Annotated in this window: 13 protein-coding genes and 1 riboswitch; of the genes, 10 read left to right on the top strand and 3 right to left on the bottom strand. The window is 66.7% G+C overall.

What is annotated here, in order from left to right:
* Positions 1–540: phosphonate metabolism transcriptional regulator PhnF (gene phnF, locus LL06_RS19840; RefSeq protein ID WP_035530843.1), on the bottom strand; the 540-nt coding region annotated here is incomplete at its 3' end.
* 103 nt (positions 541–643) lie between these two features.
* On the opposite strand from phnF, the gene phnG reads away from it, so the two are divergent.
* The 7 genes from phnG to LL06_RS19805 are packed head-to-tail and all read left to right on the top strand — an operon-like array spanning position 644 to position 5,963.
* The gene (gene phnG, locus LL06_RS19835) at positions 644–1,138 is read left to right on the top strand and encodes a phosphonate C-P lyase system protein PhnG (protein WP_081964092.1); all 495 of its coding nucleotides are present in this window, start codon (positions 644–646) and stop codon (positions 1,136–1,138) included.
* A complete protein-coding gene (phnH, locus tag LL06_RS19830; protein ID WP_035530834.1) occupies positions 1,138–1,758 on the top strand; it encodes a phosphonate C-P lyase system protein PhnH in 621 nt (206 codons plus the stop codon). Before phnG ends, phnH begins: the two co-directional genes overlap by 1 nt.
* Before the next feature lie 2 nt (positions 1,759–1,760).
* Entirely contained in the window at positions 1,761–2,885 is a 1,125-nt protein-coding gene (locus tag LL06_RS19825; RefSeq protein ID WP_035530832.1) for a carbon-phosphorus lyase complex subunit PhnI, read from the top strand.
* Positions 2,882–3,820, top strand: coding sequence for an alpha-D-ribose 1-methylphosphonate 5-phosphate C-P-lyase PhnJ (locus LL06_RS19820; RefSeq protein WP_052161752.1), 939 nt, complete (start codon positions 2,882–2,884; stop codon positions 3,818–3,820). Before LL06_RS19825 ends, LL06_RS19820 begins: the two co-directional genes overlap by 4 nt.
* A complete protein-coding gene (gene phnK / locus LL06_RS19815) occupies positions 3,817–4,641 on the top strand; it encodes a phosphonate C-P lyase system protein PhnK (protein WP_052161751.1) in 825 nt (274 codons plus the stop codon). Before LL06_RS19820 ends, phnK begins: the two co-directional genes overlap by 4 nt.
* Before the next feature lie 3 nt (positions 4,642–4,644).
* A complete protein-coding gene (gene phnL, locus LL06_RS19810) occupies positions 4,645–5,352 on the top strand; it encodes a phosphonate C-P lyase system protein PhnL (protein ID WP_035530830.1) in 708 nt (235 codons plus the stop codon).
* Positions 5,349–5,963, top strand: coding sequence for a DapH/DapD/GlmU-related protein (locus LL06_RS19805; RefSeq protein WP_035530828.1), 615 nt, complete (start codon positions 5,349–5,351; stop codon positions 5,961–5,963). Before phnL ends, LL06_RS19805 begins: the two co-directional genes overlap by 4 nt.
* A 41-nt stretch (positions 5,964–6,004) precedes the next feature.
* On the opposite strand, the gene LL06_RS19800 is transcribed toward LL06_RS19805, so the two are convergent.
* Entirely contained in the window at positions 6,005–6,730 is a 726-nt protein-coding gene (locus LL06_RS19800; RefSeq protein WP_035530825.1) for a helix-turn-helix domain-containing protein, read from the bottom strand.
* 140 nt (positions 6,731–6,870) lie between these two features.
* Here LL06_RS19800 and LL06_RS19795 point away from each other — a divergent pair, with 140 nt between their 5' ends.
* Positions 6,871–7,086, top strand: coding sequence for a tautomerase family protein (locus tag LL06_RS19795; RefSeq protein ID WP_035530824.1), 216 nt, complete (start codon positions 6,871–6,873; stop codon positions 7,084–7,086).
* A gap of 48 nt (positions 7,087–7,134) precedes the next feature.
* On the opposite strand, the gene bluB is transcribed toward LL06_RS19795, so the two are convergent.
* On the bottom strand, positions 7,135–7,815 hold the full coding sequence (gene bluB, locus LL06_RS19790) for a 5,6-dimethylbenzimidazole synthase (protein WP_035530822.1): 681 nt from the start codon (positions 7,813–7,815) through the stop codon (positions 7,135–7,137).
* 49 nt (positions 7,816–7,864) lie between these two features.
* Positions 7,865–8,047, bottom strand: a riboswitch (cobalamin riboswitch).
* Between the two features lie 178 nt (positions 8,048–8,225).
* On the opposite strand from bluB, the gene phnC reads away from it, so the two are divergent.
* Both phnC and phnD read left to right on the top strand, forming a co-directional pair.
* Complete coding sequence (phnC, locus tag LL06_RS19785; protein ID WP_035530820.1) at positions 8,226–9,074, top strand: phosphonate ABC transporter ATP-binding protein; 849 nt, start codon at positions 8,226–8,228, stop codon at positions 9,072–9,074.
* An 86-nt stretch (positions 9,075–9,160) separates the two neighbouring features.
* Positions 9,161–10,066 (top strand): phosphonate ABC transporter substrate-binding protein, encoded by a 906-nt coding sequence (gene phnD, locus LL06_RS19780; protein WP_035530817.1) that lies wholly within the window; start codon positions 9,161–9,163, stop codon positions 10,064–10,066.
* The last annotated feature ends 39 nt before the right edge of the window (positions 10,067–10,105 follow it).

Below are 10,105 nucleotides of genomic sequence, written 5' to 3'. Positions count from 1 at the left end.
GTAGTCGTCGACGCCGAGCCGGGTGAGCGACGCGGTGATCGATCCGGTGTCGCGGTAGATCTCCGCGATCTCGCCGAAGCGGACGGCGTCGAACCAGGAGGTCGCGGCCGAGATCGGAACGCCGTCGGCGGCCGAGACGGTGGCGAGTTCCACCACCGGAGCCGAGGGCGGCAGGCCGAGCGCCAGGCTCACCCGCGGCGGTGCAGGGACGGTCTGGCTCGACAGGAGCCTGCCGGAGCGGGTCTGCGCCTGGCTCTCAAGGCCCGAGGAGAAGCGGGTGCGCCGGCCGATCGGGTAGCTCAACCGCTTGCGGTCGTTGAGAAAGGTGCCGCGGCCCTGTTCGGCGCGCAGGATGCCCTCCTTCTCGAGCGCGGCGATGGCCGCGCGCACCGTATGGCGGTTGACGCCGAAGCGGGCGGCGAGCTCGGTCTCCGGCGGCAGCCGCTCGTTCGGGCTCAGGCCGGCGAGGACGGACTGGCGGATCTGGTCGGCCACCTGCCGCCAGAGCGCCACTCCGGTGCGTCTTTCAAGCGTCTCCACGCGGGTTTTCCCTTCCTGATGTCACAGGCTCGTCATACGCGAGGTTTAAGTGTATCGTAATTGATATGGTTGTCTAGACTAATAGACGAATATGGAGATCTTGATGACAGGTGCGGGACATCAGCGGGACGAGGCGGCGACCCAAGCCGCCGCAAGGGATGTGGCCGGGCGGCAGCGGCGGCTGTCGGTGCTGGCGAAAGCGCCCGCCAAGGACCTTCTGGCACGCTGGAAAGAGACCGGGCTCGATCCTTCGGTCGAGCTGCTGCGCGGACCCGAATCCGGCCTGGTGGCCCTGCAGGGCCGCATCGGCGGTGGTGGCCAGCCGTTCCATGTGGGCGAGGTTTCCGCCACGCGGGTGACTGTCCGCATCGGCTCGGGTGCGGTGGGACACGCGATGATTTCCGGCCGCGATGCGCGCAAGGCGCAACTGGTGGCCGTCATCGACGCGCTCGCCCAGGACGCGGAGCATGCGGAGACGATCGAGCGAACCATCGTCGCGCCGCTCGAGAAAGGGCTGGCCGAAGCGGATGCGAAACTGCGGGAAGAGACGGCCGCGACGCGGGTCAATTTCTTCACCATGGTGCGGGGGGAAGACTGATGGCGCACACCCCTGCTTCCACGACGATCTATGAGGGCGGGTTCGTGGACCCGGTCGGCGCGTCGCAGACCGGGTTCCGCGCGCTGATGGACGCCATGGCGCGGCCCGGCTCGATCCATGTCCTGCCGGATGTCACCGCGCCGCCCGCGCCGTTGACCGCCTCGGCCGCGGCGCTGATCGCCACGCTCGCCGATGCCGACACGCCGGTCTGGCTCGATCCGGCGCTGACGAAAACCGTCGCGGTCCGCGACTGGATCGTGTTCCACACCGGCGCGCCGATCACCGCGCATCAGTCGGAGGCGGCCTTCGCCGTCGTCGCCGCGCCCGAAAAGCTCTCGGCGCTCAACGGATTTGCGCTGGGCACCCAGGAATTCCCCGACCGCTCGACCAGCGTGATCCTGCAGGTGGCGACGCTGACCGAGGGCGTGGCCCTGATGCTCGAGGGTCCCGGCATCAACGGTCGCGCATCGCTCGCGCCCGATCCGCTGCCGCAGCATTTCGCCGCGCAGTGGATGGCCAATCGCCAGGCGTTTCCGCGCGGGATCGACCTCATTCTCGCCGCTCCCGGCGCCGTGGCCGCGCTGCCGCGCAGCACCCGCCTGACCCGATCGGAGGCATAGACATGTATGTCGCAGTCAAGGGCGGCGAAGCCGCCATCGCCAATGCCCACCGCCTGCTTGCCTCCCGCCGCCGTGGCGAAGCGGATGTGCCGGGGCTGACGCTGGCGCAGATCGCCGGGCAATTGTCGCTCGCCGTCGACCGGGTGATGGGCGAGGGCTCGCTCTACGATCCCGAACTCGCAGCACTTGCCATCAAGCAGGCGCGCGGCGACCTGATCGAGGCTGTTTTCCTGCTCAGGGCCTACCGCACCACGCTGCCGCGTTTCGGCCATTCCGAGCCGGTCGACACCGGCGCCATGCTGGTCGAGCGGCGGATCTCGGCGGTCTACAAGGATCTGCCGGGCGGGCAGTTGCTGGGTCCCACCTTCGACTACACCCACCGCCTGCTCGATCCGGCGCTCGCCGGCGACGCGCCCCTGGACGCGCCCGAGACGGCCGCGGACACGGGCGAGAAGGTGATCCGCGTCTCCGACATCCTCGGCGACGAGGGGCTGATCGAGGACGATCCGGCCACCGATGTCTCGCGCCCGGTGGCCGACATCACCCGCACGCCGATGGAGTTTCCGATGGAGCGCGACGCGCGGCTGCAGACGCTGGCGCGCGGCGACGAGGGGTTTTTACTGGCGCTCGCCTATTCGACCCAGCGGGGCTATGCGCGCAGCCATCCCTTCGCCGGCGAGATCCGCATCGGCGAGGTCGATGTCGAGGTGATGATCCCCGAATTGGGCTTTGCCGTGGTGATCGGAAGGGTCAAGCTCACCGAATGCCAGATGGTCAACCAGTTCAAGGGATCCTCCAAGGCGCCGCCGCAGTTTACCCGCGGCTATGGCCTCGTGTTCGGCCAGGCCGAGCGCAAGGCGATGGCGATGTCGCTGTGCGACCGGGCACTGAGGGCGTCAGAACTCGGCGAGGACATCACAGCGCCGGCGCAGGACGAGGAATTCGTGCTGTCGCACTGCGACAACGTGCAGTCGACCGGCTTCGTCGAGCATCTCAAGCTGCCGCATTACGTCGACTTCCAGGCCGAGCTCGACCTGGTGCGGCGCATGCGCGCCGAGTATTTCGCCAAGGCGGCCGCGCGCGACGACGATGCGGCGAGCGATGACGCCAAGGAGGCCGCAGAATGACCGCGCAGGCTACAGACGCTCCCCAGCAGGCCCTGGCGAGCTACAATTTCGCCTATCTCGATGAGCAGACCAAGCGGATGATCCGCCGGGCGATCCTCAAGGGGATTGCCATTCCCGGCTACCAGGTGCCGTTCGCCTCCCGCGAAATGCCGATGCCCTATGGCTGGGGCACCGGCGGGGTGCAGGTGACGGCGGCGATCATCGGCCCCGACGACGTGCTCAAGGTGATCGACCAGGGCGCCGACGACACCACCAACGCGGTGTCGATCCGCGCCTTCTTCGCCAAGACCGCGGGGGTGGCGACGACCACGGCGACGCCGGACGCGACCATCATCCAGACCCGCCACCGGATTCCGGAGACGCCGCTCAAGGCCGGCCAGGTGCTGGTCTACCAGGTGCCGATCCCCGAACCCTTGCGCTTTCTCGAGCCGCGCGAGACCGAGACCCGCAAGATGCATGCGCTGGAGGAATACGGCCTCATGCATGTCAAGCTCTACGAGGACATCGCCCGCAACGGCCGCATCGCCACGACCTACGCCTATCCGGTCAAGGTCGAGGGGCGCTACGTGATGGACCCGTCGCCGACGCCGAAATTCGACAATCCGAAAATGCACCAGTCGGAAGCGCTGCAGCTGTTCGGCGCGGGCCGCGAGAAGCGGATCTATGCCATCCCGCCGCACACGGACGTGGTCAGCCTGGATTTCGAGGATCACCCGTTCGAGATCCAGCATTTCGAGGAGCCCTGCGCGCTGTGCGGCGCCGAGCAGGTCTATCTGGACGAGGTGGTGCTCGATGACAAGGGCGGGCGCATGTTCGTCTGTTCCGACACCCACCACTGCGAAAGCCGCCGGGCCGAGGGCCACCGCGGCGCGCTGCTCGGCGATGAGCCCGTGTTCGGGACGACACCTGTCGGGGACAAGGAGCCGGCGATATGACCACATCCGATACATTGGAAGCGCTCGCCAAGGCGGGGATCCCCGCGCCGGAAAAGCCGCTGCTCACCGTCGAAAAGCTGACCCGGGTCTATGGCAAGCGCATCGGCTGCGCCGATGTGAGCTTCGACCTGTGGCCCGGAGAGGTGCTGGCGATCGTCGGCGAATCCGGCTCCGGCAAGACCACGCTTTTGAACTGCATCTCCTCGCGTCTCACGCCCACCTGCGGCACGGTGCATTACCGCATGCGCGACGGCGCGAGCGCCGACATCTACAAGATGTCGGAGGCCGAGCGGCGCTACCTGATGCGCACCGACTGGGGTTTCGTGCACCAGAACCCGATCGACGGGCTGCGCATGACCGTGTCGGCCGGCGCCAATGTCGGCGAGCGGCTGATGGCGGTGGGCAACCGGCACTACGGCAATATCCGCGGCGCCGCGATCGAATGGCTGGCGCGCGTCGAGATCGAAGAGGACCGGGTCGACGACCAGCCGCGCACGTTTTCCGGCGGCATGCGGCAGCGGCTGCAGATCGCCCGCAACCTGGTGACCGAGCCCAGGCTCGTGTTCATGGACGAACCGACCGGCGGGCTCGACGTCTCGGTGCAGGCGCGGCTTCTCGACCTGTTGCGCGGGCTCGTCTCGGATCTCGGCCTCGCCGTGATCGTCGTCACCCACGATCTCGCGGTCGCGCGGCTGTTGTCGGACCGGATGATCGTGATGAAGGAGGGCAGGGTGATCGAGGCCGGGCTGACCGACAGGGTGCTCGACGATCCGCGCGCGCCCTACACCCAGCTTCTCGTTTCCTCCATCCTGCAGGTCTGATTGATGAACACGCTGCTCGTCGCTTCGGAAGTGAAAAAAACCTTCGTCATGCACATGCGCGGCGGCGTCGAGCTGCCGGTCGTGGCCAATGTCTCCTTCTCGCTCAAGGGCGGGGCCTGCGCCGTGCTCGGCGGTCCCTCGGGCGTTGGCAAGAGCTCGATCCTGAAGATGCTCTACGGCAATTACGGCTGCGACGGCGGCCAGATCCTGGTCAGGCATCACGGCCGCCATGTCGACGTCGCCAGCGCCAGCCCGCGCCTGGTGCTGGAGATCAGGCGCGACACGATCGGCTATGTCAGCCAGTTCTTGCGCGCGGTGCCGCGGGTCTCCGCGCTCGATGTCGCCGCCGAGCCGCTTCTGATCCGCGGCGTCGAGCGGGAGGCCGCGCGCGAGCAGGCGCGGGGTCTGTTTACCGAACTCAACCTGCCGGAAAAGCTCTGGTCGCTGCCGCCGGCGACCTTCTCGGGCGGCGAGCAGCAGCGGGTCAACATCGCCCGCGGCTTCATCACCGACCATCCGATCCTGCTACTGGACGAGCCCACGGCGTCGCTGGACGCGGCCAACCGGGAAGTGGTGATCGGCCTGATCGCGAGCAAGAAGGCCGAAGGCGCGGCGCTGCTCGGCATCTTCCACGATACTGACGTGCGCAACGCGGTCGCCGATCATGTCATCGACGTCTCGGCCTTTGCCGCCGGAAAGGCCGCGGCATGACAAGGCTTTCGGAAACGCCGCTGGTTCATGCCACGGCCAACGTCACCGACTCAACGCTCGGCCGCTACACCGAAGTGGGCGCCGGCTGCTCGATCGCGCATTCGACGCTGGGGGACTATTCCTACTGCGTCGAGAACACCCAGATCGCCTATGCGAGCATCGGCAAGTTCGCCAACATCGCCGCCCATGTGCGCATCTATGCCAGCATGCACCCGATGGAGCGGACGTCGCTGCACCATTTCAGCTACCGCTCCGCCTGGTATTTCGACGGCGAGAACGACGACCAGAGTTTCTTCGACTGGCGCGCGGGCCAGGGGATCACCATCGGCCACGACACCTGGATCGGCCATGGCGCGGTGGTGATGCCGGGCGTGACGATCGGCAATGGCGCGATCATCGGCTCGAATGCCGTGGTGACGAAGGATGTGGCGGATTTCGCCATCGCCGTGGGCGTGCCCGCGCGGACGATCCGGCAGCGGTTCTCCGACGACATCGCCGGCCGGCTCGATGCGCTCGCCTGGTGGGACTGGGAGCATGACAGGGTGCATGCGGCGCTTGGCGATTTCCGCGCGCTGCCGGTCGAGGCCTTCATCGAGAAATACGGCGGCTGACGCCTCCTATCAGGTCGGTCGACGTGGCGCCCAGGCATGCGTTATTCCGCGGCGATCGCTCCTGAACCGGTTGTCCTGTCCGGCCGGCGGACGGCGGCGTAGCTGCTGGTCACGAGCCATCTGGTCAGGCTTCGCGCCATGATCTCGTGGCCGACAAGGGTGATGTTGCCGTCGGCGATCTCGCGGTCGAAGCTTGTATGGCCCATCCAGGCTGAGGTCAGCGCCCGCAGCGTGCCGACGATGAAGAGATCGACGCTGAAGCCCTGGTCGGAATAGCACAGGTCGGGTTCGATCCCGGCCTTGAAGACCAGCCAGTAATTGACCGGATCGTGGGGCGGGTCGGTGAGCGTGAACTGGATCACGCAGTTGTGGCGCGGCAGTTCCAGCCGGTTGATCTTGCGGCGGATGTTCCACATCAGCAGCCTTGCGTTGAGATGCTCGAGCGAGACTTCGCTGTTGATGTTGCGGTGGGCCCATTCGCCGAGCTGGCGGACGACCGGTTCCAGCTCGTCGGCGAGCGGCGTGGTGACATATTCCGAATACTCCTTGCCCCTGCCGCCGATCCTGGCCACCAGGCCCTTGGCTTCGAGGTCGCGCAGCCGCTTGGAGAGCAGGCCCGGCGACATGCCGGGCACGCCGCGCTGGATCTGGCTGAAGCGGGTCGAGCCCGACCACAATTCGCACAGGACCAGCATGGTCCAGCGCGGCTCCAGCATCTCGGCCGCCATGGCGACCGGGCAAAACAGGGGGTAGGCGGACTCTGCCATGGGCACCTCCGCATTCAAGGTCTCACGGAGCCGCCACCCGGTCCAGTACAGAAACTGTAGCGGCTTGCTACAGTTCCTGAACTGGCGCGGGTCCCGCCTGTCCCGGCAGTCTGTCCGGGTCAACAACAGGAGAGATGACAATGCCATTGGTGGACATCGAAGTGATCGAGGGCGTGTTCGACACGGCCCAGAAGGCGCAGATGATCGAGAAGGTCACCAACGCCATGGTCGAGGTCGAGGGCGAGGCCATGCGCGGCGTGACCTGGGTGCGCGTCAAGGAGATCCGCAGCGGCCAGTGGGGCATCGGCGGCAATACGCCGAGCGCCGCCGACATCAAGGCCATGGCCGCCAAATGACGTGAGGCGCGGCAGGCGCCAAAGCGTCTGCCGCGCGCTCTGAAGCGGTCAGGCGCCGCCCTGCCATTTGTCCTCGAAGATCAGCGCGTCGAGCGGCAGCCGGCGGCTCCAGCCCTTCACCTCCAGCTCCGGACGCTCGTAGAGCTCGTCGACATAGCCCAGGCACAGATAGGCGACGATCTCGATCCGGTCGGGAATGCCGAGGATCTGCCTGAGATCGGCGTCGTGGAAGATGCTGACCCAGCCCATGCCGATGCCCTCGGCGCGTGCCGCAAGCCACAGGTTCTGCACCGCGCACACCGTGCTGTAGAGGTCCATGCTCTGATTGTGGGTGCGGCCCAGCACGACCTTGCCGCCGCGGTCGCGGTCGCAGGTCACGCAGATGTTGAGCGGCGCCTTGCGGATGCCCTCGAGCTTGAGGGATTTGTAGTCGGACTGCCGCTCCTCGGGGAACAGCGCGGCGGCTTCGGCGTTGGCGCGGCCGAAGGCCCGGGCGACCCTTTCGCGCACGGCCCGGTCGCGGATGGCGATGAAGTTCCAGGGCTGCATGAAGCCCACCGACGGCGCGTGATGGGCGGCCTCGAGCAGCCGCCGGACGACGTCGTCGGGCAGCGGATCGGGCAGGAACTGGTCGCGCACGTCGCGGCGGGTGTGAATGGCCTTGTAGACGGCGGCGCGTTCGTCGTCCGTGAACGGCCCGGCGGCGGCCAGAGCAGATGTCTTCGGCATTGTTTGATCCCCAACAATCCGTGAATGCCCCGCAGCACCGTCCATGTGCGGCAAGGCTATGACATCTGGCCGGTCTTCTGACTTCGGTTCACCTGGCCTGCGCGCCTTCCCGGGACTGTCCCAGTGGCGTGTTGCGCAAGCCATCCCCTCCACAGCGTTGGGCACGTTCCGGAGTCTCACCGGATTCCCGATTCTCCCGCGGTTGGCGGGCACCAGACGCCGCCATTGGGCCATGCCGGAGACCGGAATGCAAGGGTTGAAATCCCGGAAACCCGCAGGTTTCGACCGGGAGGGCGCCGGGCTTGTGGATCGTAACAAAACTGACATCAAACCGACATCGCGGCTTCATGCGGCTGGGCTAGTCCATTTCGAGAAAGTCAGAAATCCAACCTGACCCAAGGGATTGCTTCATGCTCGAATTGACCGACGTGACCCGCCGCTTCGGCGCCAACATCGCCGTGGACGCGGTCTCGTTGACCATTCCCGAAGGCCAGATGGTGGGCATCATCGGCCGGTCGGGCGCCGGCAAGTCGACGCTTCTGCGCATGATCAACCGGCTCACCGGGGTGAGCGGCGGCGTGATCTCCCATTCGGGTCGGCCGGTCTCGACGCTCACCGGCCGCGAGTTGCGCAACTGGCAGCGCGATTGCGCCATGATCTTCCAGCAGTTCAACCTGGTCCCGCGGCTCGACGTGGTCTCCAACGTGCTGCACGGCACCCTGAACCTGCGCTCGACGTTTTCGACCATGTTCAACTTGTTTCCGCGCGAGGACATCCTCAGGGCGATCTCGATCCTCGAGCGGCTCGGCGTCGCCGAAAACGCTACCAAGCGCGCCGAGGCGCTGTCGGGCGGGCAGCAGCAGCGCGTGGCGATCGCGCGGGCGCTGATGCAGTCACCGAAGCTCATCCTCGCCGACGAGCCGATCGCCTCGCTCGACCCGCTCAACGCCCAGATCGTCATGGATGCGCTCAAAGACATCAACGAGCAGGAGGGCATCACGGTGGTGACCAACCTTCACACGCTCGACACGGCGCGCAGCTATTGTGAGCGCATCGTCGGCATGGCGGCCGGCAAGGTCGTCTTCGACGGCAGGCCGGAGGAGCTGACCACCGAAGCGGTGCGGGCGATCTACGGCGCCGGCGCCGACGGCGAGGAGATCTCCGAATCCATGACCTCCACCAGCCTGAATGTTCGCGGTCGTCCCGCCGACATCAAGGCGAAAGTCACCGCTTCCGGCGTCGCGCTGGAATCGATCTGAACCCACGGCCTCGGATCAGCCGGCGGTTCCGGCCCCGGGGCGTGAACCATCTACCCCACTGTCAACCCATCCACGGAGACCAGACTATGATGAAGACCATCCTCGCCGCCGCCACGGTCGCGCTTCTGTCCACCAGCGCCTTCGCGCAGGACGCCATCACCGAATTCCGCATCGGCATCCTCGGCGGCGAGAACGCCCAGGACCGCCTGACCTCGAACGAGTGCCTGCGCGCCTATGCCGAGGAAGCGCTCGGCGTGCCGGTCAAGCTGTTCACCCCGGCCGATTATGACGGCGTGATCCAGGGCATGCTCGGCGGCTCGATCGACATGGCGTGGCTGGGCGCCTCGGCCTATGCCAAGGCCTATCTGACCGACCCGGAAGCCGTGGAGCCGGTTCTGGTCAAGACCAATCTCGATGGCTCGTTCAGCTATCACTCGATCGGTTTCGCCCGCAAGGACAGGAACATCAAGTCGCTGGCCGACATGAAGGGCAAGGTCTTCGCCTTCGGCGATCCGAACTCGACCTCGGGCTACCTGATCCCCTCGATCGAAATCCCGCTGGAAACCGGCGCCACCATGGAAAACGGCGCCTATTTCGGCGAAGTGAAGTTCACCGGCGGCCATGAGCAGACCATCGTCGCCGTCGCCAACGGCGAAGTCGACGCCGGCGTGACCTGGGCCGACGGCCAGGGCAACTGGGAAGACGGCTACAATTCGGGCGCGCTGCGCAAGGCCGTCGATTCCGGCGTGGTCGACATGAACGACATCGTCGAGATCTGGAAGTCCAAGCCGATCCCGGAAGGTCCGGTCACGCTGCGCAAGGCGCTGCCGCAGGACGTCAAGGACAAGATGATCGCGCTGGTCGGCGGCATGCACGACAAGGATGCGCAGTGCGCCTACAACATCGCCGCTGGCGAGACCGCAGGCTTCAAGCCGATCACGCATGAGGCCTACGAAACCATCGTCGCCGTGCGCAAGGCACAGTCCAACTAAGGACCTGTCCATCACTGGCGGGGGGCCGTCCGGCTCCCC

The sequence above is a fragment of the Hoeflea sp. BAL378 genome (assembly GCF_000759435.1).
Classification (GTDB): domain Bacteria; phylum Pseudomonadota; class Alphaproteobacteria; order Rhizobiales; family Rhizobiaceae; genus Hoeflea.
The sequence above is the reverse complement of the archived record's forward strand: the minus strand, read 5'-3'. Positions and strand labels throughout refer to the sequence as shown.